Raw genomic sequence first — 21,944 nt, forward strand, 5'->3', positions numbered from 1 at the left:
CTCAATTTTAAATGACTCCTGCAAGCCTACTAGCATTCTGTGGCACTCAATGCCAAGCCTGCTTCGGAGGTTTCTTTATATTTTTTAGACATATCTTTTCCTGTTGCCTTCATTACCTTAATAACACTATCGAGCGAGATTTTTTGTAAAGAGCTATCCCCTGCCGTTGCCAACAAAAACGCATTATAGGCTTTTACAGCACCCATCGCATTGCGCTCAATACATGGAATTTGGACATACCCCCCAATAGGGTCGCAAGTCATGCCTAAATGGTGTTCGATAGCAATTTCGGCTGCCGATTCCATAGCGTGAATACTTTTGGTAGCACAATACGTCAACATCGCCGCTGCCATAGCCGAAGCCGAGCCAATTTCGCCCATACAACCCATCTCGGCACCCGAAATACTTGCATTATGTTTTACCAAAAAACCAACAGCCGCAGCCGCCAACATTCCCTCACGCATCTCGTTGGGAGAATAATGAAAGTGATTTTTCAACAAATACGTAATGCCTGGAATAACACCAGATGCACCTGACGTTGGGGCAGTAACTACGATATTCCCAGCAGCATTTTCTTCTGATGCTGCCAAACAATAAGCGTTCAAAAAGATAAGAAAACTATCACTCGTCAAAGCAAGTTTTTTGGCCTTTTCGTAAAGTAACGGTGCTTTTCTACGAAGCTTGATGGTGCCAGGCAATACTCGTTTGTCTTTCAATCCACGCTTTACTGCTTTGTGCATAAAGTCCAAAATGGCATCTGTTTTTTTGTCTATTTCTTTACGACTTGCTCCTGTCAAAGCTATTTCATTGGCATACATTAGTTCTGAAAGTGTCAAGCCATTACTTTGTAACTGTGCTTTCAACTCTTTCATATTGGTGTATGGATACGCAGGTGTAAGCGTACTCGTTGTTACTTTTTGACCCTTACGATAAATAAACCCACCTCCTACAGAATAGTATTCATGCTGAAGTACAACTTGCTCAGCACGAAGCAGTTTTAGTACCATAGTGTTGGCGTAAGGAGAGTCATATTTTCCTTTTTCAAATACAATACTCTCAGCCGAAATAGGAATCTCTATTTCATGAACTTTTACGGGATACTGCTCTGTTGTGTCTTTGAGAAGAGTCGAAAACAAAACAGGATCACAGGTTTCAGGAGTCCAGCCCAAAAGCCCAGCAATAACCGCTCGGTCGGTGCCGTGTCCTTTGCCTGTAGCACTCAATGAACCGTATAAATGAATTTGGATTTGTAAAGAAGCGTCGATTTGGTTGGGAGAAAGCGCATTAAGTTCCTTTAAAAAATCGTACGAAGCTTTCATCGGTCCAATGGTATGTGAACTCGATGGTCCTGGTCCAATTTTGAATAAATCAAAAATGGAAGTAGTAATAGGATTTTTTATCATAGTTGTTGTTGAAGAAGTTCGTACCCACACCCGCCAAAAACATAGCGTTTGGGACGACGAAATTAGAGATTTTTTATAAAATCATCATCAATACATAGTCTTATATTTTAAGATAATTTGGCACAATAATCAAAGATTTTTCTACAAAACCAACAATGGTCTACCAATACACTAGATAAACTATTTTTTTACTTTTAAATATGAATAAACAATCATATATTTGTATAGTAAAGTTCTGATTTTGATGCTATAACACTCGTATCTTATGTTTCAATAAATTCAGAAATACTAAAATTATCCCTTGTAATCTATTAAAAATATTTTTGCTATGGCAGCTGTAGCCTACAAAATCAACAAAGAGAAACTCGAAAAAGCCGCTTTTATTCTCAAAACGGTAGCACATCCTACGAGGTTAGCCATCGTAGATTTGTTGTCGATTCAAGAGCGCCTTTCAGTAAATGAAATATGTACGATTCTGGAATGTGAACAGTCACTACTTTCACATCATCTTATCAATATGAAATTAAAAGGAATTTTACGCTCAGAAAAGGATGGACTCAATGTATTCTATTCTTTAAAAGAACGTGATGTAACCAAGCTGATTGAATGTATTGAAAATTGTAATTGTAATTTTTAGTACTAAAAACTTATCAATCTGAGAATTGATTTTGCCAGAAACCTTAAGATTTTGCTTATTTCTTTTCTGGCTTTTTTTACAAAAAATACATGAAAAAACATTCATATAATCATTTAGTTATAAGCTATCAGTAATATGACAAAAGAATATTGGAACGAACGATATGCCAAAGGGCAAACAGGCTGGGATTTGGGAACTGCCTCGCCTCCACTTGAAGAGTATATTAAACAATTGGATAATAAAGACCTAAAAATTCTTCTTCCTGGTTGTGGCAATGGCTATGAAGCATTGCTGATGGCCGAATTGGGCTTCAAAAACCTAACGATTTTGGACATTGCTCCTTTGGCTGTCGAGCAATTGCAAAATCGCTTGAGAAATTATCCAACTGTAAGAATTCTTTGCGAGGACTTTTTTACGCACCAAGACCAGTATGATTTAATTTTAGAACAAACTTTTTTTTGCGCCTTACCTCCAAGTATGCGAGAACAATATGTGCAAAAAATGTCTGAGCTGCTAAAGCCCGAAGGTAAACTTGTCGGTGTATTATTTGCCTCAGAATTTGATAAAGCAGGACCACCATTTGGCGGCACGACAGAGGAATACCTACAACTATTTAGTCCTTATTTTATTGATGCTATTTTGGAACCATGCCATAATTCAATTCGCCCACGCCAAGGCAATGAGTTATTTGTCAAATGGGTAAAAAAGGACTTGTAAGTATTAATGCTAAATAAATTTGCATTAGGCTGTAAGCTATAGGCATTAGGCAAAAAAGCTTAAATTATTTCATGAAAAATTCTTTTCAACTTTTAGCCTACAGCATAAAGTCTAGAGCCTAATACGGGTAAAATAAGATTGTTTTATTATCTAGTTTGAGACTAAGTCTTGAACTAGATAATAAAACGACCTTCTATTAACTAATAACAGTTTTCTATTAACCAATAACGGCTTGAAGCCAATAGCCAATTAATATCATGAACAGTTCATTTGAAAATATTATCAACTCAGACAAGCCTGTTTTAGTTGATTTTTTTGCCACTTGGTGTGGCCCATGCAAAACTATGGCACCTATTTTAGAAGATCTCAAAAAACGATTAGGTGAGGATATAAAAATCATTAAAATAGATGTAGACAAAGCTCAGTCGCTAGCTCAAGAACTTAGAATTAGTGGCGTACCTACATTAATATTATACAAAAATGGACAGCAAGTATGGCGACAGTCGGGTGTAATTCCTGTACATCAATTAGAACAAACTGTAAAGCAATTTGCTTAATTTTATCTAATACTTACGGGCTGTAACTGGCTCTTCACACTTTGGGTCTTTGACTCTTTGTGCCATTTTACCTACATTTGACCCACATATTTATTTGTACTTATCTTTAATATTAACGAATTATTATTTAAAGAACTTTATGGAAGAAGAAAGCCAACTTGGAGCCATGGTTAAGGCTAAATGCCCTCAATGCCGTCAGGGAAAATTGTTTACACATCCGTGGTGGAATATCTTGAAATTTGACAAAATGTACGAGCATTGTTCCGAATGTGGTTTGCGTTATGAACGAGAGCCAGGTTTTTTCTTTGGTGCTATGTATGTTAGCTATGCCTTTACGGTAGCCATTATGTTAATAGGTGGCGTGGTTATCTATAATTTTTTTGGTGACCCAGAACCCCTTGGATACATTATCCCAATTGTCTTGATTTCATTAATATTTGTTCCTTTTAATTTTCGAATTTCAAGGGTCTTATTTCTTACTATTTTTTCTGGAATAAAGTATAAAAATCATAAAAAAGACCTGTAAAATCTTATAATCAATTACTTTTGCACTAGGGATTCTCTACCAAAGTAGTAGACTCCTAGTGTAAACAGTATTTCTTTCCAAGATTGATTAAATGAGATTTAAAATTATCCTATGTACCCTTTGGGTATGTGCATCTTGTTGTGCCCAAGCCCAAAACTATAACCACTCTAGCATCTGGACTCGCTTTGCGCTTCAAAAGAAAATCTATAAGAATTTTGAGATCAATCTTGAGTATCAGTACAGACGTCAAAACGATTATCGTAAAACTTTTTTTAACCCAACAGCACTCCCATTGATGGAAGCTTACCGACTTGGGTTGGTCCACCGAGGGCAAACTCTTGTGGTATCGTTATTTCCTTCCTTTTTTCATTCATACCAGCTTTATGCCAAACCATCGGATTTTAGCAAAAAAGATCGTTGGGAATTTCGTCCTTTTTTGATGGCTGAATGGTTACATACACTCAGTCCAAAATGGCTAGTTAGGCTACGAGGTGGCTACGAATACCGCCTTTTCAAAAACGATGATAATGCTTGGAACGAATCCCAAGGACGTGCTAGATTGAGAGGGCAATTGCGCTATATTCTCAATTCGAAAAACAATGTTTTTATTAGTGAAGAATTACTACAAAACGTATCTCCCAATATCCCTGCCAATTCATTTAGTCAAAATCAGGCTTATCTAGGGTATTCTCATAACTTTTCGCCACATTTTACCATCGAAACAGGTTATATGTGGAATCACCGACAACGTAGTTCTCTTATCGAATTTGATGAAGAACATAGTATTCAAGCACATTTTATTGTACGGCTGTAAAGTATGCTGTCTTTGGATAAGCATGACGCTTTTATGATGATAGCTCCTTTTATTTGTATTTTCAATAAAATGCTATTTTCATGAAATCGAAAAAACTAAATCTATTCTTAAAACTTTTCTGTATAGGGTATATATGCCTATTTTCTTTTACTCAAAATACCTTTTCACAAGAACTTTATCCTTTACAACTTTCTCCAAAAACATGGCATAACCATGAACTAGAATTACGCTATCGTCCCGAAGGAAAAGACTTTGTAATTACAAATGGCAAGCGGCTATTTACACGAGCACTTTATGGTACAAACACTGCCTTTCGTATCGAAACAGGTGACCGTCCTGAATTTGCACTCTATATGCCAGGTATGGGAGGCAACTTCAAACTGGGGATTTCGGTAAACCAACAAAGTAAATGGCTAACTCAAGCCGATAGTATTATTGCACGCTATCGAGCTGGCGCAAGGCTCTATACCATCAAAGATGCTTTATTAGGAAATGGTATTCTCGAAATTGAGATTTTAGCCTTGTCCGATGCCGAAGGGTTTGTTCTGAAAACCCAGTTTAAAAATACCCCTCAATCTACCGAGTTATATTGGGCATTTGGGGGAGCAACGGGCAAAAAGTTTTCTAGAGATGGAGATATGGGACCCGACCCAGAATCAAACTTTTATTTACAGGCTACTAATTGCAAAGACAATCAATATTTGATTTCTGAAAAAGGAAAATTTATTCTCAAATATGGCACTGGCTTGCCAGCCACAGGCGATGGTCGATATTTTACAGAAGATGCCAAACAGCCTATAAAACCAAGCAAAGAGCAAACGCTCCAAGGTACATTCCCTAACGAATCAGAACTTAAGGTGGTAGATGCACAGGCCTTGGCTTCTCCCCTATCCTTATATCAATCACAAGCCGAAAAAGCTCCTATCATTTGTGGAAAACTAGTTGTAACAAACCAATCCGAATATTTCTTTACAATTTATAATCCCACTACCAAAGCCAACATTCAGTATGATGAGTTACCACGTGTTTTTCAAGAAGCCGAAAATACTCGTGCAACCTTAGCTAATCGTATCCAGCTCAATACACCAGACCCATTTATCAATACCATTGGAGGTACTCTAGCTGTTGCCTCTGATGCCATTTGGGATGCACCCACCTATATGCACGGTTCAATTGGTTGGCGGATGCGCTTGCCAGGTTGGCGCGGACCATACACCGCCGACGTGCTGGGCTGGCACGACAGAGCCAAAACCCATTTTGAAGCTTATGCTTTATCGCAATTTACCACGCCACTTTCTGGATCTATCAAGCCCGATAGTGCAATGCACTTTGCCCGAAGTACCGAAAAATCGGGTATAGGAATGTTTAGCAATGGTTATATTAATCGAGACCCGAATGGCACTAACCTACGTCCACACCATTACGATATGAATTTGGTGTATATCGACCAGTTACTCCGCCATTTTGCTTGGACAAAAGATACTACTTTCATGCGCCAAACATGGTCGGTCATCAAAAGGCATTTGGACTGGGAAGTAAGAAATTTTGACATAGATAAAAATAATCTATTTGATGCCTACGCAGCCATTTGGGCAAGTGATGCCCTCCAATATAGCGGTGGGGATGTCACACACACTTCGGCTTATAATTATTTGGGGTTCAAAAAAGCCGCACAAATAGCCAAACTAATGGGCGATAATCCAAAGCCTTATCTCGAAAAAGCAGAGAAGATTTTGAAAGCTATGAATCAAATTTTATGGATGCCACAAAAAGGTACTTTTGCCGAGTTTAAAGATGCTCTAGGGAATAAGTTACTTCATCCTTCAGCGGGCATTTGGACGATTTATCATAGTATTGACTCAGAAGTACCTAACAAATTCCAAGCCTATCAAATGCTTAGATATGTAGACAACGAAATTCCACATATCCCCATTAGAGCGAAGGGGCTGGAAGACAAAGGTTACTATACACTTTCTACCACCAACTGGATGCCTTATATGTGGTCGCTCAATAATGTAGCTCTGGCTGAATCGATGCACATTATTTTAGCTAACTGGCAAGCTGGTCGTACAGACGAAGCCTTCAAACTATTCAAAAGCGAAGTATTACAGTCGATGTATTTGGGTGGTAGTCCTGGCAATATTGTTCAGATTTCGGCTTTTGATGCCATTCGTAGCGAGGCTTATCGAGATTTTGCAGACCCCATTGGTATGTTCTCTCGAGCCTTGGTCGAAGGGCTTTTTGGTATCGTTCCTGATGCACTAAATAATACGCTATTGATTCGCCCAGGGCTACCTGCAACTTGGGATTATGCTTCTTTCAAAACACCAGATATTAGTTTTGATTTTAAAAGAAAACAAAAAACGGATACTTATCTTATTGCTCCTACACTTCCTACGGCTTTAGATTTTAAATTTCAAGTATTAGCTCAAGGACAAGTGGGGCAATTAGTCGTAAATGGGAAAAAAGTTACATGGAAAAATCTTAACCAATCTGTAGGGAAGCCAACCATTGAAATCTCACTTCCTAATTTACCACAATATAAAATTGTTATTCAATGGAAAGGAGAAAAGCCTATTTTACCCAAAACCGCAAAAACCTACACGAATCAGGCAGTTATTAGTCAACGTTTTGCAAACGCAAAAGTCATAAAGATTTTTGATGCCCAAAAAGCATTAAGAAATATACAAATAGCCCAAAATCAGTTCTCTGCTCAAATACAAGCCCCAGAGGGTAATTACACGGTTTTTGCACAACTTCAACAAGGCAGCTTATCTTGGTGGGTGCCTATATGTTTCAAGGTAAAACCTGCTATTGAATTGGTAAGTAGCAATAATACTGAGGATAATGTTTCAGTCTTTCGTCTCCAAAATCATACAAAAGCAAATATCAAAGCACAAATACTTTGTCATGATTTTAAGAAAACAGTAAGCATAGAAGCAGAAAAATTATCTGAAGAAATCATCATTCCACTCACTAGCCTACTTTGTGGGACGAACAAAGTAAGTATTGTTTTTGAGAAAAATAAAACACTTGAAACTACCTTGATTAATTGGCAAGGTAAACTACAGCTTCGTCAAGAATCAGTTGACCTTTCTGCCTTTTTTAATGATCAAGTCACTCAAATTTTTCAAAATAAATACCTTTCCCCACGTCCACAAGCTACGACTTTGCAGTTGCCTTGGCAAGGCATTGGAGACTGGCCACATCCTCATGAAAGTTTTGAGGTAAAAGATGAAGGTTTAAGAAAATTAGCTCAAGCCAATGACCACATTCAGTTGACACAAGGTATTCGTTTCAAAACACCTTCTGCAAGTAATAACATTGTCTTTACTTCGCAATGGGATAATTATCCTAAATACCAAACGATTCCTTTATCAGGAAGAGCCTCTCATGTTTGGTTTTTGATGGCTGGCTCGACCAACCCTATGCAAAGCCAGCTAGAAAACGGGCAAATTGTTGTTGAATACACCGATGGAACAGAAGAGCAACTAGCATTGCGTAATCCCGAAACATGGTGGCCTATAGACCAAGATTATTTCACTGACGATTTTGCTTTCAAACTAAAGCAAGCACGTCCGATTAGAATACATCTTGCGACTGGAAAGGTTGTAGATGGACAAGAATCCAAGGCGTTTTGGAATGGTAAAAAGATAGAAGGAGGTGCAGCAACAGTATTAGATATGCCTCTCAATCCTAAAAAGACCCTTAAAAGTCTCACAATCAAAACCCTTACCAACGATGTAGTAATTGGTTTGATGAGCATAACACTAGGACATTAGTGAGTGTTGAGTTGGGAGTGCGGAGTTGAGATTTGTCCTTGATACATTTTTTGCAGTTCTTCAGTGACTGAAAGCCAACAGCCAATAAAAAGGCTCTGCCAACAAAAGTTAGCAGAGCCTTTTAGTATGCTTAATCAGAGAGGATTATTTCTTCTTCTCTAATTTTTTCTTAGCTTCTTCACGAGCTGAGTCTTCCATTTGAGCTTTCAAAGCTGTCAAAGCGTCCAAATCACCTAAAGTTGATTTCTCAACAGTGCTAGTAACTTTTTCTACATCTTTAGCAGTTTTTTTCTTCTCTTCTTGGATAGCCTCTTCTTTAACGTCGTTGAAAATTCTTGTGTGAGAAAGAGCGATTTTACGATCTTCTTTGTTGAATTCGATTACTTTGAAATCAAGTTGTTCACCTGTTTCAGCAACAGAACCGTCTTCTTTCACCAATTGTTTCAACTGAGCAGAACCTTCGATACCGTAAGGCAATTCCAAAGTAGCTCCTTTGTCATTTTTCGCAACGATAGTTGCTTTGTGAACAGAACCTACAGTGAAGATTGATTCAAAAGTATCCCAAGGGTTTTCTTCCAATTGTTTGTGACCTAAAGCCAAGCGACGGTTTTCTGCGTCAAGCTCCAATACCACAACGTCTAATTTTTCACCAACTTTGATGAACTCAGAAGGGTGTTTGATTTTCTTAGTCCAAGACAAGTCAGATACGTGAACCAAACCATCGATACCTTCTTCCAATTCAAGGAACAAACCGAAGTTTGTCAAGTTACGTACAGTACCAGTGTGCTTAGTACCTACAGCGTATTTGCTCAACAAATCTTGTTTAGTCCAAGGATCTTCAGTCAATTGTTTGATACCCAATGACATTTTACGTTCAGAGCGATCCAAAGTCAACACAACTGCTTCGATTTCATCACTTACTTTCAAGAAGTCTTGTGGATTACGCAAGTGTTGCGACCAAGACATTTCTGAAACGTGAATCAAACCTTCAACACCTGGCAATACTTCTAAGAAAGCACCGTAATCAGCAACGTTTACAACTTTACCTTTTACTTTAGAACCGATTTCTACTGTAGCAGCCAAAGCATCCCAAGGGTGAGCTTGCAATTGTTTCATACCCAAAGAGATACGTTTCTTGTTCTCGTCGAAGTCCAAAACAACCACTTGGATTTTTTGATCCAATTTAAGCAACTCTTGTGGGTGGTTGATACGACCCCAAGAAATATCTGTGATGTGCAACAAACCGTCAACACCACCCAAGTCAATGAACACACCGAAGTTAGTCATGTTCTTGATAACACCTTCAAGAACTTGTCCTTTTTCAAGGTTATTCAAGATCAATTGACGTTGTTCTTCAAGGTCTTTCTCGATAAGAACTTTGTGAGAAACAACAACGTTATCGTTAGCATGGTTGATTTTAACAACCTTAACTTCCATTTTCTTACCAACGAAGATATCAAAGTCACGGATTGGTTTCACATCGATTTGTGAACCTGGCAAGAACGCCTCAACACCGAAGATATCAACGATAAGACCACCTTTAGTACGACGCTTAACGAAACCATCGATAACGATATCTTGCTCAAGAGCTTCTTCGATGTTTTTCCATGCAGTCATTACTTTAGCCAATTTACGAGAAAGAATCAATTGACCTGCTTTGTCTTCTTGGTTCTCAACGTAAACATCTACTACATCTCCAACTTTCAACTCAGGCATATCTCTGAATTCTGAAGTTGGAACCATACCGTCTGATTTGAAACCGATGTTCAAAATCACTTCACGGTCTGTGATACCTACTACAGTACCTTTTACTACTTCTTTCTCAGTTACAAGGTTCAATGTACCTTCAATAAGAGCTTCTAATCTTGCTCTCTCTTCGGTAGAGTAACCACCACCGATACCTTTAGTGCCGACTAAATTCCAGTCGAAATCTGCTAATTGATTAGCCATGTTTAAATAAAAGCCCTGATACATCAATGTGGCGGGCAAAACACATTGAATTATAGTTAGTTAATCCCAATTGATTGGGGGTGCAAAGGTATAAAATTTTTCTAATATTCTGAAAATGAATGAGAAAAAAATATTTATGTAAGCTTTAGGTATTTTGTACTCTGTCGCCTGCAAAGGCTATATTATGCTCTATTTTTCGACAAAAAGAACGCTTCTATTCTCCTATTGCTTTCCTTACGACTCTAAACAATCCATACAATGAAATACCAATCATCAATATAATAGCAACTTGCGCTACAGCTCCCTCGCTTGGGTGCTCGACTAATGCCTTGATTTCTTTGGCTTGGGTACCTACCCATATCGACAAAAGCGTACGAGGTAGCATACCAATAAAGCCTGCAGTAAGGAAGTTTTTTAGTTTGGCTCCCGAACAAGAAAACAATAAGTTACTCACCGCAAAAGGTAATACAGGTGAAAGTCTTGCTAGCAAAATGATTTTGAATTCTTGTTTTTGAAGATTCTGAAGGAGTTCTTTTACGCCTTTTCTTTTTTCTAAAGCATTCAATAATCGTCCACCATCTATTTTAGCGGCCATTACATAACCAATCCAAGAAGCTAGCCAATAACTGGCACAAACAGGTATCATAGCCTCCCAACCCAAAAAATATCCACTCAGTAGTGCCACGAAGGTAGTTGGCGTAAGCGCAAATGCCATTGTCAAACTAGCGGCAGCATATACCATCGTCCATGTAGGCAAATCGAGTTGGTGGATTGTTGCTTCATGAAACATTACCCATACCGTAATCGAAGAGCTAACCACCAAGGGCATCACTCCTAAAAAAAAGGCGTAAACGATTGAGAAGGTATTCTGTTTAAAAAATGAATTCATAAGGATTGGCTTCGAATAAAATTTATCCGAAATCTGTTTAAAATTCTTCAAACTTCAAAGGAAGTAAATCTCCAATTGATTCCGTTGCTAATACTTGATTATTAGCACCTAGCATCAACAAACGAATAGGTTGTTTTTGACGTACTTCATATTCAAGCATTGCTTGGCGACAAGCACCGCAAGGCGGAACACCTCTAAACTCATCGCCTTTGCCAGGGCGAGCTATAACCGCAATAGATTTGATTTTTTTGTCAGGATGGTTAGCTCCTACCCAAAATATCGCTGATTGTTCTGCACATGAGCCCGATGGAAATGCCGCATTTTCTTGGTTATTGGCCGTAATAATAGTATCGTCTTCTAGTAAAATAGCAGCACCTACATGAAACTGAGAATAAGGCGCATAAGACTTATAAGTGGCCTTACGAGCCTCCATCAACAACAACTGTTCTTTTGCACTCAATTCAGTTTCTGAGTCATAAGATTCTAAGGAAATGGTTACATTTAATTTCTGCATAGTTTATGATGATTTTAGAAATAGGGAAAGGTATAACGTGCTGTTTTTCAGAAAAGTTCTAATGAATTGTAAAAATTTTAAGCTTGTTGTTTTTATAAGTCAAAACTGTTAGAAAAGAAAGGCTTATACCTTGTGTGGAAATAACCCAAAAGCGCCATAGGTACGTTAGAAAACCACCTAAATTGGGTTCTAACGCACCTATGGCGCTTTTTGAATGTTCTGTTACATTTGTCATTGCTACCCAACTGTCGCTCTTATGGAGCTGGTAAGCAATAAGTATCAGAGATTGGTACAGACCAAAAGTATTTTGTTTAAGGCTGTAAACATCTTCTCTAATAACAGATATACAAATAACTAATAACCTATATCAACTAGAATGATTTTGCGATATTCACAAATTCACGAGATTTCAATGATGCACCACCGATTAGACCACCATCAATATCTGCGCGAGAAAACAACTCAGGAGCGTTTTTCTCGTTACAGCTACCACCATATAGGATAGAAGTATTATCTGCTACTTCTTGTCCGTATTTTGTAGCAACATGAGCGCGCAAAAATGCGTGCATTTCTTGTGCTTGATCAGAAGATGCTGTTACACCTGTACCGATTGCCCAGATTGGTTCATAAGCAATTACTACTTTACCGAAATCTTCAACTGACAAGTGGAAAAGGCTGTCTGTCAACTGTGAAGCTACAAACTCCAAGTATCCTGGAGCGTTACGTTGCTCTAGAGATTCTCCACAACAGAAGATTGGAGTCAAACCATTTTCAAGAGAGATATTTACTTTTTCAGCCAATTGCTCATTAGTTTCGCCAAAATATTGACGACGCTCAGAGTGACCAATGATTACATATTCTACACCAATTGATTTCAACATTGGAGCTGAGATTTCACCTGTATAAGCACCTGATGCTTTTTGGTGGCAGTTTTGAGCCGAAATACCCAAATTTACTACTGGCTCAGCATATTTTGTCAAAGTACTCAAGTACAAAGACGGAGAAGCAATAACTACAGTAACGTCTGTAGATACTTCATCTTTCACCATGTTTGCCACTTCAGAAGCTAAGATTAATGCTTCTTCAGCAGTTTTGTTCATTTTCCAGTTACCAGCAACGATTTTCTTTCTCATTTTTTAAGTAAAGTCGGGGAGAGAAACAGCTTGCGCTGAATCCATTGAACCACTGTTTTTTGGTTGAAACTTAATTACCCTACAAATTTATAGATAAAATATGCTTTGCACTAAAAATTTAGGGATTTGTTTCGGCGAAGCATAATTGAGTATCCTCTCGTAAATGGCTGAACTCTTTTCCTAAAAATCAACCTTTTAGATTTCATAAAAAAGCCTCACAAATATTGCGAGGCTCACATTTATCCTTTTACTGCTTAGTTTTTTGCAGCTAGTACCTTATCTGTTTTTTTGGAGACTTTAGCTTTCTTTTTGGCTTTAAGTTTTGAGCCTAGTAATTGTAATTCTGCAATTTTACGCTCGTAGCTTGCCACGAGTAAAGCACTTTCATATTTTTTACTTTCTAAGTCGGCGCTCATTTTTTTCATTTGGTCTTCCAGCTCATCAAACTTTTGCCCCATTGCATCCGCTTGCTTTTTGATGATACTTACCTGATTCTCTAGCTTAGCAATCTCTACATTTTTGTATTTGATTTGATCCTCCAAGTTGAGTTTGGTTTCCTTCAGTTCCTTAATTTCTTTGTGAGCTCGTTCGACACTTACATCGAGACGATCTTTGTCTTGTATGAGCGCTTGGTATTTTTGCTGACTAACGCAAGAAGACAAAAGTCCTCCTACTAGTGCTACATAGAGTATTGGTTTAATAACTACTTTGGACATGGCGTTGGTTTTTATGGGAATGTGGGTATTGATGAAACTCGTTAATCAGTTCCGTAAAACTAGTGATTAATCGTTAAAATCATCTATAAAACTCTTGCAGAAATTTGGCGCTTTGACGGCTTTACAATTGCTAGTTTTCCTATGGTATAATCAATTCTAACGATTCAATCTGACATTTGTATCTTTCCAATGATAAATTTAAACAATCTAAGAAAAACATTTGTTTTTCATTCTAAAATACTGTAAATTAGACAGATACTAAACAGACAAGAATATGAGAACCTCTTTATTAAAAATTGTTCTTGTGCTGTTCATTGTTTTTATTTCTCATGAGCAGCAATTCGCATCCATCAATCATGCTTTCGTGACGTCGCTTGGCTTTCCTAAGTCACTTTCTCCTACTCGAACAAAGGAAAAGGTAGTGGAGGAAAAATTTGGATTTCAATTTATTAAAAATAGAAAAATCTCTAAAATTCCTTTTGAGCTTCAGGCAAATTTAATCATCATCCCATTAAAAATCAATAATTCAGATACCTTACACTTTATCCTCGACACTGGTGTAAGTACCATTCTTATTACCGACCCAATATGTTTACAAAAACAGCAATTAACTCCCACCCGAAAAGTAAAGATTGCGGGTGCTGGTGCTGGCGAAAAAATAGAGGCTAGTATTGTTTTGAATAATACCATTCAACTTGGCGAAGTTATGGGATATCATCAAAACTTGGTCATTCTCCAAGATGATATTCTGAAACTAAGTGAGTTTGTAGGTCGCCCTATTCATGGTATTATTGGGTATGAATTGTTTGATAGATTTGCTGTAACCATTGATTTTAACATGCGTGAAATCACTTTACAAAACCCTGACAGTTATAAATACAAACCCTCTAAAGGCGAAAAAATTGCTATTTCTATTGAGGATAAAAAGCCTTATCTCAATACACTTGAACTAATTGATAGTACCACCACTGTACCTATCAAGGTAGTATTGGATACAGGTGCAGGACATGCTCTTTCGCTCGATGCAACGGCTAATTCTAAAATCAAACTTCCCCACAAACTCATTAGTGCTCAGTTGGGCAGAGGATTGAGTGGCATTATCAACGGTAAATTAGGTCGCATTCAAAAGTTGAAAATTGGAAAATATATTCTACAAAACTTAGTTGCTTCCTTTCCCGACAGCACTTCGTACAAAGTGATTCCTAATGTTACAGAAAATCCCAGACAAGGAAATTTGGGCTGTGAGTTTTTGAGAAGATTTAGAGTAACCTTCAACTATCGTGATCAGTACATTGTATTGAAAGCTTCTAACAAGTTTCTTAAAGAGCCTTTTGAGCACAATATGACAGGCATGGAGTTAGCAGCAAAAGGTCAGAATTATAATGAATACCTAATCGAAAGAATTGAGGCTAATTCTCCTGCTGAAAGTGCAGGTTTACAGGAAGGGGACAAATTATTGTTTGTGAATAACAAGTCTTCGCACGACATTTCGATAAGTGAGCTGTACAAGTTATTCCAAAAAGGCGAAGGTAAACCTCTCAATTTTGTAGTCAAAAGAGGTAATGGCTTGTTTGTAACGACTTTAACTTTAAAGCGAGCAATATAAGCATGAGTGATGAGTTCTGAGTGTAATTTTTTATCTCTTTAACTCGTTCAACTTAATTCTGCATTATTGAGCTTTCGGTTATGGGCTATGAGTACTCGGTAAAATGTTTTTTATAGCTTCCCAAGCATCATATTGAAGCTTTTAGCCTATTGCAGGTTAAGATTTTGCCTATTAATATTTGAGTGAATGAGACAGATAAAATCACTCATTCACTCAATCTCAACTCACTCAATAATTACTGTATTGCCATTTTTACTAAATCGGCGGTATTTTTCGCTTTAGTTTTCTTCATCATATTCGCACGGTGATTATCTACAGTACGAATACTCAAAAACAACTTATCTGCAATTTCACGGCTATTGTATCCTTGTACAATAAGGTCAAGAATTTGGCGCTCTTTAGGCGTAATTTTCTGAAAAATAGGCTTGCTTTCCACAGGCGCACCTCCCGAAAGATTTTTTGCTAATAATTCATCAATAATCACTTCAGAGATTTCAGGAGGAAAATACTTGCGTCCTTCCGAAACAACGCTCAAAGCACGAAGTAACTCGTCTTTGCCTGTATCTTTTAGCAAATATCCACTTGCACCATTCTCTACAGAATTGATGATGTATTCACGGTTGTTGTGCATCGAGAAAATCAAGATTCTCACTGATGGGTATTCCTGTGAAATTACAGCGGCAGCTTCGATACCTGTCATTTTGGGCATAGTAAGATCTAAGATAACCACATCGGGCATCAAAGCTTTTACTTTTTCGATAGCTTCGGCACCGTCGGCAGCTTCGCCAATTACAAGTACACCCTCTTCGTCCTCAAGGAGCATTTTCATGCCTTTACGCACCACATCGTGGTCGTCGGCTAGTAATACTTTTATAGGATTCATATCGTTGTCTGTTGAGTTAATGGTTTTTTCTTTGAAATAGTGGATGACTTCTTTTTATTCGATAAAGGAATACTCACCTGAATAGCGGTTCCTTTTCCAATTCCTGACTGTATTTTGAATTGTCCGTTCAATAGATTACTACGAGTTTGCATATTTTTGAGACCATTGCTTCCCAAGCCTTTTTTACTTGGTCCAATTTCAAAGCCTTTACCGTTATCAATAATGTGCATTAAAACGCGTTGGTTGGCTTCCTCCAAGTGAATACTAATCAAACTAGCATCAGCATATTTTACGGCATTGTGCAAGGCTTCTTGAGCAATACGATATAGAGTAGTCTCAATATTTTCAGGAAGTCGTCTCTGAATATTGTCATGAAAATCGATTCCTACGCCTGACATTTTGGAGGTTTGTTCTGCCAAAATTCTCACAGCTGGTCCCAAGCCATAATCACTCAATACCGATGGTGCCAAGTTGAACGAAACTGTACGAGTAGCCTCAATGGTTTCTTGAATCAATTTCTGTAACTCCTCAAATGACTTTTCTTGCTTTTCGTTGGTAAATGGCGTACTGCGCACTCTCTCTCCAAGCAAACGTAAGCCTGTCAGCATCTGTCCAATTCCGTCATGCAGTTCACGAGCGAGACGCTTGCGCTCCAACTCCTGCCCTTCCATCAAAGAAGCTGAACGTACTTTTTCTTCTGCTAATTGTAATTTATATTTCTCCTCTGTAGCCTGTACTAGCGCCGCTTGGGTAGTTACGAGCATCTCATTGGAGTCACGCAATTCTGTTTCTGAGTCAGTCAGTTTTTTAATAACCACTCTGATATAGTTGGCTATCGGTCTAAATATTAAGAGTCCTTCGAGTACCAAAACGACAAACAATAGCACAAACAAAATCAACTCGATACGCTTAATAGTGTCTACTCGTTGGCTGGCTTCTTTATCGTATTGAAAAACGATTTTATCCATCATTTTCAAGAAATTACGCTCATTACTCAATATTTGCTGAAGCGAAGTATGAAGCGTATCTGCTTGGTTTTTTACAGGATTCTCTATCACGTAACTGATAGTCTTGGCATTGGTAAGCATAACCGTAAAAATCGGATTTAGCTCCAAAAATAAACTATCAATGGTAGGGCTGTTTCGAACTGTATAGGTTTGTTCGGGTGTATCTAGCTCTCCTCCTTTCAACCCATTATGACAGCCTTCCCATAGTCGAATTATGTCTTTAATATCTTGCGAATAATGCTCGGCATCGGCAGGAAAAATATCAGGACGACAGAGCAAAATTGAAGTTTTGCATAGTCGCTGACTAAGCATCCTTTGACGACCTGCAATATTGATAACATGAGAATCGTCTAGTAATTGATGTAAAAACAATTGAATAACCAATTGTCCTGACATAGACAAAGCGGCAACCGTTGTAAGTGCTATCACATACAAACGGGTCAATCGTTGAAAAACTTGGGTATCTAAAGGCCTCATAACCTGAAATATACCAATTTTTCGAAATAAATCGCTAAGTCGTTTCAAGTAATTTACTGGTTATCAAATTGTTTCAAAAAAATCTTAAAACTATAATATTTTGCTTTGGACTTGACCTAAAATAAGGATGTAAACAAGTCCAAAGCAGAGAAAAAGGCATCAAATGCCTATATAAACCATTCCGTTTTCGACCTTCACTGGATAGGTCTGAATTTGGTAGTCATCGCCCGAAAGACAAGCTCCTGATTTTAGGGAAAAAGTCTTTTTATGAAAAGGGCAAGCCACTTTAGGTTCTTGTTCTTCGCCCGCGGAACCAATCATACCTCGTGAAAGCGCCATTTGCTGACGGTGTGGACAAAGATTTTGTGTGGCAAACCATTCGCCTCTTCTTTTGAAATTATAAATAGCGATTTGTTCACCTTCGATTAGGGCGCAAGCTCCGCCATTTTCGGGTATGTCGGCTTCTGAACATGCCAAATGCCAAACAAGAGTATCTTCTGCTAATATATTGCTCATTGTATTTGCTTTTTAAGGACTTTGGGCAATAGAAATCTATTGCCTTCGATCAGTTGAATCATTACTTTACCCACTCTGCTGCCTTTATTTGATCACGCATTGGCTCGAATTTGACATTCGGGTCTTTTACGTGTGGCGCATTAACAAAGTGCGTAAAACGTTTGCGAAGCTCAGGGTTTGTTACTACCTCTTTCCATTCACAACGATATGCCTCTACGAGCATATTCATTTCATCTTCAAACTGCTTATTTAAGCCCAATACATCGTCGATTACTACCGCTTTGAGGTAATCCATTCCACCTTCTAGCTTGTTGAGCCATGTGGCAGTACGAGTCAAAGGTTCTGCCGTTTTGATATAAAACATCAAGAAACGGTCGATGTACTTGATACAAGTTTCTGAGTCGATGTCGCTGGCTAATAATAAAGCGTGTTGAGGCTTTACTCCGCCATTGCCACATACATATAAGTTCCAGCCTTTTTCGGTAGCGATAATCCCAAAGTCTTTTGATTGCGCTTCGGCACATTCGCGTGTACATCCCGAAACAGCAGACTTAAACTTATGAGGTGCTCTTAACCCACGATAACGCTCTTCGATTTCGATGGCAAAGGATACAGAATCGTGTAATCCAAAACGACACCAAGTAGACCCTACACAAGACTTTACAGTACGTAATGCTTTGCCATAAGCGTGTCCAGACTCAAATCCTGCATTGACTAATTCTTCCCAAATGGCAGGTAAATCAGATACATGTGCGCCAAAAAGGTCGATACGCTGACCACCTGTGATTTTGGTATAAAGTCCATATTTCAGCGCAACTTGTCCGATTACAATCAATTTATCTGGTGTAATTTCTCCGCCAGGAATACGAGGTACAACCGAATAAGTACCATTTTTTTGGATATTAGCTAAGTAACGGTCGTTCGAATCCTGAATAGTATCATTACCTTTTACCAAAATCATTTCGTTCCATAAACTTGCCAAGATAGAAGCTACAGCAGGCTTACAAGTTTCGCAGCCATCGCCATGGCCTAATCCGTCTAAAGCCTCCTCATAGGTTTTATATCCTTTGATTTTGACAAGGTCAAAAAGCTCTTGACGTGTATAATCAAAGTGTTCGCAGATAATATTGCGGATATACACCCCTTGGCTTTTCATGGTTTCGTTGATGAGGTCTTTGACCATCGGTACACAACCACCACAACCAGTACCAGCTTTAGTACATTTTTTAATAGCGTCAAGCGTATTATTTCCTGCCAAAACTTCTCCACAGATTTGTCCTTTCGATATAGCTTCACATGAACAAATCAAAGCGTCGTCTGGCAATGCCATTACACCTGCACCTGATTCTTCCTTACCTCCACGAGCTCCAAGCATCAAATCTTCAGGGTCGGGAGGAAGAATAGTTTGATTTTTGACATTTTGCAAAAGCATATTGTATTGCTCTGCATCGCCAATCAAAATCCCTCCGAGCAAGTATTTACCATCGTTCGAGACATTGATTCTTTTATAAATACCTTTAGCAGAATTTTCGTAAACAATAGTCTGGCAATTTGGTTCTTGGATAAAAGCATCGCCAAAACTTGCTACATCTACCCCAATCAATTTGAGTTTGGTAGACATATCAAACGGTTTGAATGACTTTTCTTTATCCTTTACCAATTGATTTACTACTACATCTGCCATTTCATAGCCTGGCGCTACCAAGCCATATATCATGTGATGTGCCAAAGCACATTCGCCAATAGCATAAATATTTGGATCTGAAGTCTGCAAATAATCATTTACAATCACACCTCCACGAACACCCACTTCTAATCCTGCAATACGAGCCACTTCGTCGCGAGGTTTGATACCCGCCGAAATCACTAACATATCTACTTCCAATTCTAGTCCGTCGGCAAAGAGCATTGAAGAGATAGCGCCATTACCACGAATTTCTTGGGTGTTTCTATTCAAATGAATCTTCAAGCCTAATTCTTCTAACTTAGACTGAAGCATTTTTGAGCCTGCATCATCTACTTGGCGAGGCATTAGCCTTGGCGCAAACTCGATTACATGCGTTTCTTCCAATCCTAAATCGAGCAAAGCCTTTGCTGCTTCAAGCCCTAACAAACCACCACCGATAACCGCACCTTTTTTCGCTTTTTTGGCGTGATTCTGCATCATGTCCAAATCTTCGATAGTACGATAAACAAATACTCCGTCTTTTTCAACGCCAGGAATCGGAGGCACAAAAGCCGCCGAACCAGTGGCTAATACTAAATAATCATACATCTCGACCAAACCATGGTGCGAGCGAACCGTCTTGGCATCTCTATCGATGTCCACGATTGGGTCAGAAAGGTGAAGTGTTATACCATTTTCGGCATACCAACTTGCAGGAGCCATTGTCAAGTCTTCTACTGTTTTACCAGCGAAGTATGCAGACAAATGAACACGGTCGTAAGCTGGACGAATTTCTTCGCCAAATACAACTAGATCAAACTCCTGAGCGGTGTCTTTAGTAATAAGTTTTTCACAAAACTTATACCCCACCATGCCGTTCCCCACTACGACAATTTTCTTTTTCATTTGATGGTTATTTATAGGATGATAAATGCTTGATTACTGATTCATATAGATACCCTCATTAGGTGTGAGTATCTTTACTCTATTTAAGCCGTTGTGAAGTTTGTCTTTAAAAAAGCTAGGTATTTTCTACCAATTAGTAATAAATACTCAGATAGTGTATGGTAAATAGAGAATGTGTAATTAGTTATTTATCACTATAAATACTAAATAAAAAATTGAATCTAATTGTATTAATTCTATAACAAATTTATTCATTTTTTCCCACAACCCCTCGATTTATGTATCAAATTTAAACCTATTTTTATTGATTTTGCAAATTTTTTCAAAAAAATACCTAAAATTTTAACTTAAATTTTGAATTTAAACATTTTTATGCCATTTTTGTATCGGAATCACAACTGAGTAGTTTCAATCATAAGCAAAAATATCAAAAACGGATACAATATGAATATTCCAAGAATAAGTTTGATTGGAGCTGGCCCAGGTGATATAGAGTTAATTACTCTAAAAGGCATCAAAGCAATAGAGTCAGCAGATGTTATTCTATATGATGCCTTAGCAAATGAAGAACTTTTGGCGTATGCCAAGCCCGAAGCAATAAAAGTATATGTAGGAAAACGCTTAGGTAAATATGTTTATACGCAAGAGCAGATCAATTATCAGATAGTACAATTGGCACTTGAATATGGACATGTAGTAAGACTCAAAGGTGGCGATCCTTTTGTTTTTGGAAGAGGGTTTGAAGAAATAGAATATGTTCGTTCATTTAATATTCCTTGTGAAGTGATTTCGGGTGTTACTTCTGCCATTGCGGCGCCAGCTTCGGTAGGAATTCCAGTTACAACGAGAGGATATGCTGAAAGTTTTTGGGTAATTACTGGCACGACCAAAACAGGCGAACTTTCAAATGATATTAAACTAGCGGCACAGTCAACCGCAACGGTGGTAGTGCTTATGGGTATGAGTAAACTAGAACAGATTTGTGATATTTTTACTGACTACCAAAAACAAGATACGCCAGTAGCAATAGTTCAAAACGGCACACGTGACAACGCCAAGTACCTTGTCGGAACTATTGAAGATATTGTCTCAAAAGTAAAAACTAAAAAACTCAGCAATCCAGCAGTGATTGTCATTGGCGAAGTGGTAAGTCTTCATCCAGAGTTTATAGAAACTTACCTAAAAGAAGAAATTAGAACGATGCGTGGTTGAGGTCATTTTATTAGAACGTAATCAAACACTATA

Annotated in this window: 18 protein-coding genes; 8 read left to right on the forward strand and 10 right to left on the reverse strand. The window is 38.1% G+C overall.

The features are described from left to right. Nucleotides 1–29: 29 nt before the first annotated feature. Complete coding sequence (locus QM491_RS18380) at nucleotides 30–1,403, reverse strand: L-serine ammonia-lyase (RefSeq protein ID WP_283329011.1); 1,374 nt, start codon at nucleotides 1,401–1,403, stop codon at nucleotides 30–32. A gap of 328 nt (nucleotides 1,404–1,731) precedes the next feature. Here QM491_RS18380 and QM491_RS18385 point away from each other — a divergent pair, with 328 nt between their 5' ends. The 6 genes from QM491_RS18385 to QM491_RS18410 all read left to right on the forward strand — a co-directional run bounded on the left by QM491_RS18385 (nucleotide 1,732) and on the right by QM491_RS18410 (nucleotide 8,436). Beyond that, nucleotides 1,732–2,040, forward strand: coding sequence for an ArsR/SmtB family transcription factor (locus tag QM491_RS18385; protein WP_166578323.1), 309 nt, complete (start codon nucleotides 1,732–1,734; stop codon nucleotides 2,038–2,040). Between the two features lie 135 nt (nucleotides 2,041–2,175). After that, the gene (locus QM491_RS18390) at nucleotides 2,176–2,757 is read left to right on the forward strand and encodes a methyltransferase domain-containing protein (RefSeq protein WP_283329012.1); all 582 of its coding nucleotides are present in this window, start codon (nucleotides 2,176–2,178) and stop codon (nucleotides 2,755–2,757) included. 257 nt (nucleotides 2,758–3,014) lie between these two features. Then, the gene (gene trxA, locus QM491_RS18395) at nucleotides 3,015–3,314 is read left to right on the forward strand and encodes a thioredoxin (protein WP_283329013.1); all 300 of its coding nucleotides are present in this window, start codon (nucleotides 3,015–3,017) and stop codon (nucleotides 3,312–3,314) included. 139 nt (nucleotides 3,315–3,453) lie between these two features. After that, a complete protein-coding gene (locus tag QM491_RS18400) occupies nucleotides 3,454–3,840 on the forward strand; it encodes a DUF983 domain-containing protein (protein WP_283329014.1) in 387 nt (128 codons plus the stop codon). A gap of 91 nt (nucleotides 3,841–3,931) precedes the next feature. Then, nucleotides 3,932–4,654, forward strand: coding sequence for a DUF2490 domain-containing protein (locus QM491_RS18405; protein WP_283329015.1), 723 nt, complete (start codon nucleotides 3,932–3,934; stop codon nucleotides 4,652–4,654). A gap of 80 nt (nucleotides 4,655–4,734) precedes the next feature. Further along, a complete protein-coding gene (locus QM491_RS18410) occupies nucleotides 4,735–8,436 on the forward strand; it encodes a DUF4450 domain-containing protein (protein WP_283329016.1) in 3,702 nt (1,233 codons plus the stop codon). Between the two features lie 144 nt (nucleotides 8,437–8,580). Here QM491_RS18410 and rpsA read toward each other — a convergent pair whose 3' ends face one another. The 5 genes from rpsA to QM491_RS18435 all read right to left on the reverse strand — a co-directional run bounded on the left by rpsA (nucleotide 8,581) and on the right by QM491_RS18435 (nucleotide 13,638). Further along, nucleotides 8,581–10,386, reverse strand: coding sequence for a 30S ribosomal protein S1 (gene rpsA / locus QM491_RS18415; protein WP_283329017.1), 1,806 nt, complete (start codon nucleotides 10,384–10,386; stop codon nucleotides 8,581–8,583). 214 nt (nucleotides 10,387–10,600) lie between these two features. Beyond that, on the reverse strand, nucleotides 10,601–11,275 hold the full coding sequence (locus QM491_RS18420; RefSeq protein WP_283329018.1) for a TVP38/TMEM64 family protein: 675 nt from the start codon (nucleotides 11,273–11,275) through the stop codon (nucleotides 10,601–10,603). A gap of 37 nt (nucleotides 11,276–11,312) precedes the next feature. Next, nucleotides 11,313–11,789 carry a cytidine deaminase gene (locus tag QM491_RS18425; RefSeq protein ID WP_166549645.1) on the reverse strand — a complete coding sequence of 159 codons (477 nt, stop codon included), beginning with the start codon at nucleotides 11,787–11,789 and terminating at the stop codon, nucleotides 11,313–11,315. 371 nt (nucleotides 11,790–12,160) lie between these two features. Further along, nucleotides 12,161–12,922 (reverse strand): triose-phosphate isomerase, encoded by a 762-nt coding sequence (gene tpiA, locus QM491_RS18430; RefSeq protein WP_283329019.1) that lies wholly within the window; start codon nucleotides 12,920–12,922, stop codon nucleotides 12,161–12,163. A 254-nt stretch (nucleotides 12,923–13,176) separates the two neighbouring features. Beyond that, nucleotides 13,177–13,638, reverse strand: coding sequence for a hypothetical protein (locus tag QM491_RS18435; RefSeq protein WP_283329020.1), 462 nt, complete (start codon nucleotides 13,636–13,638; stop codon nucleotides 13,177–13,179). Nucleotides 13,639–13,912: 274 nt separating this feature from the next. On the opposite strand from QM491_RS18435, the gene QM491_RS18440 reads away from it, so the two are divergent. Further along, nucleotides 13,913–15,244 (forward strand): pepsin/retropepsin-like aspartic protease family protein, encoded by a 1,332-nt coding sequence (locus QM491_RS18440; protein WP_283329021.1) that lies wholly within the window; start codon nucleotides 13,913–13,915, stop codon nucleotides 15,242–15,244. A gap of 235 nt (nucleotides 15,245–15,479) precedes the next feature. On the opposite strand, the gene QM491_RS18445 is transcribed toward QM491_RS18440, so the two are convergent. The 4 genes from QM491_RS18445 to nirB all read right to left on the reverse strand — a co-directional run bounded on the left by QM491_RS18445 (nucleotide 15,480) and on the right by nirB (nucleotide 20,699). After that, on the reverse strand, nucleotides 15,480–16,127 hold the full coding sequence (locus QM491_RS18445) for a response regulator (RefSeq protein WP_166549641.1): 648 nt from the start codon (nucleotides 16,125–16,127) through the stop codon (nucleotides 15,480–15,482). Continuing rightward, nucleotides 16,124–17,611 (reverse strand): ATP-binding protein, encoded by a 1,488-nt coding sequence (locus tag QM491_RS18450; RefSeq protein WP_283329022.1) that lies wholly within the window; start codon nucleotides 17,609–17,611, stop codon nucleotides 16,124–16,126. Before QM491_RS18450 ends, QM491_RS18445 begins: the two co-directional genes overlap by 4 nt. Before the next feature lie 159 nt (nucleotides 17,612–17,770). Next, nucleotides 17,771–18,127: a nitrite reductase small subunit NirD gene (nirD, locus tag QM491_RS18455; protein WP_283329023.1), complete on the reverse strand. Its 357-nt coding sequence runs from the start codon at nucleotides 18,125–18,127 to the stop codon at nucleotides 17,771–17,773. Nucleotides 18,128–18,188: 61 nt separating this feature from the next. Beyond that, nucleotides 18,189–20,699 carry a nitrite reductase large subunit NirB gene (nirB, locus tag QM491_RS18460; RefSeq protein WP_283329024.1) on the reverse strand — a complete coding sequence of 837 codons (2,511 nt, stop codon included), beginning with the start codon at nucleotides 20,697–20,699 and terminating at the stop codon, nucleotides 18,189–18,191. A 444-nt stretch (nucleotides 20,700–21,143) separates the two neighbouring features. On the opposite strand from nirB, the gene cobA reads away from it, so the two are divergent. Further along, nucleotides 21,144–21,911 (forward strand): uroporphyrinogen-III C-methyltransferase, encoded by a 768-nt coding sequence (cobA, locus tag QM491_RS18465; RefSeq protein WP_283329025.1) that lies wholly within the window; start codon nucleotides 21,144–21,146, stop codon nucleotides 21,909–21,911. Nucleotides 21,912–21,944: the final 33 nt, after the last annotated feature.

It is taken from the genome of Flectobacillus longus, assembly GCF_030056705.1.
Taxonomy (GTDB): Bacteria; Bacteroidota; Bacteroidia; order Cytophagales; family Spirosomataceae; genus Flectobacillus; species Flectobacillus longus.

Coding starts and splice junctions, on each gene's coding strand:
- QM491_RS18380 (WP_283329011.1), bottom strand. CDS start 1,403: ATGATAAAAAATCCTATTACTACTTCCATTTTTGATTTATTCAAAATT.
- QM491_RS18385 (WP_166578323.1), top strand. CDS start 1,732: ATGGCAGCTGTAGCCTACAAAATCAACAAAGAGAAACTCGAAAAAGCC.
- QM491_RS18390 (WP_283329012.1), top strand. CDS start 2,176: ATGACAAAAGAATATTGGAACGAACGATATGCCAAAGGGCAAACAGGC.
- trxA (WP_283329013.1), top strand. CDS start 3,015: ATGAACAGTTCATTTGAAAATATTATCAACTCAGACAAGCCTGTTTTA.
- QM491_RS18400 (WP_283329014.1), top strand. CDS start 3,454: ATGGAAGAAGAAAGCCAACTTGGAGCCATGGTTAAGGCTAAATGCCCT.
- QM491_RS18405 (WP_283329015.1), top strand. CDS start 3,932: ATGAGATTTAAAATTATCCTATGTACCCTTTGGGTATGTGCATCTTGT.
- QM491_RS18410 (WP_283329016.1), top strand. CDS start 4,735: ATGAAATCGAAAAAACTAAATCTATTCTTAAAACTTTTCTGTATAGGG.
- rpsA (WP_283329017.1), bottom strand. CDS start 10,386: ATGGCTAATCAATTAGCAGATTTCGACTGGAATTTAGTCGGCACTAAA.
- QM491_RS18420 (WP_283329018.1), bottom strand. CDS start 11,275: ATGAATTCATTTTTTAAACAGAATACCTTCTCAATCGTTTACGCCTTT.
- QM491_RS18425 (WP_166549645.1), bottom strand. CDS start 11,789: ATGCAGAAATTAAATGTAACCATTTCCTTAGAATCTTATGACTCAGAA.
- tpiA (WP_283329019.1), bottom strand. CDS start 12,922: ATGAGAAAGAAAATCGTTGCTGGTAACTGGAAAATGAACAAAACTGCT.
- QM491_RS18435 (WP_283329020.1), bottom strand. CDS start 13,638: ATGTCCAAAGTAGTTATTAAACCAATACTCTATGTAGCACTAGTAGGA.
- QM491_RS18440 (WP_283329021.1), top strand. CDS start 13,913: ATGAGAACCTCTTTATTAAAAATTGTTCTTGTGCTGTTCATTGTTTTT.
- QM491_RS18445 (WP_166549641.1), bottom strand. CDS start 16,127: ATGAATCCTATAAAAGTATTACTAGCCGACGACCACGATGTGGTGCGT.
- QM491_RS18450 (WP_283329022.1), bottom strand. CDS start 17,611: ATGAGGCCTTTAGATACCCAAGTTTTTCAACGATTGACCCGTTTGTAT.
- nirD (WP_283329023.1), bottom strand. CDS start 18,127: ATGAGCAATATATTAGCAGAAGATACTCTTGTTTGGCATTTGGCATGT.
- nirB (WP_283329024.1), bottom strand. CDS start 20,699: ATGAAAAAGAAAATTGTCGTAGTGGGGAACGGCATGGTGGGGTATAAG.
- cobA (WP_283329025.1), top strand. CDS start 21,144: ATGAATATTCCAAGAATAAGTTTGATTGGAGCTGGCCCAGGTGATATA.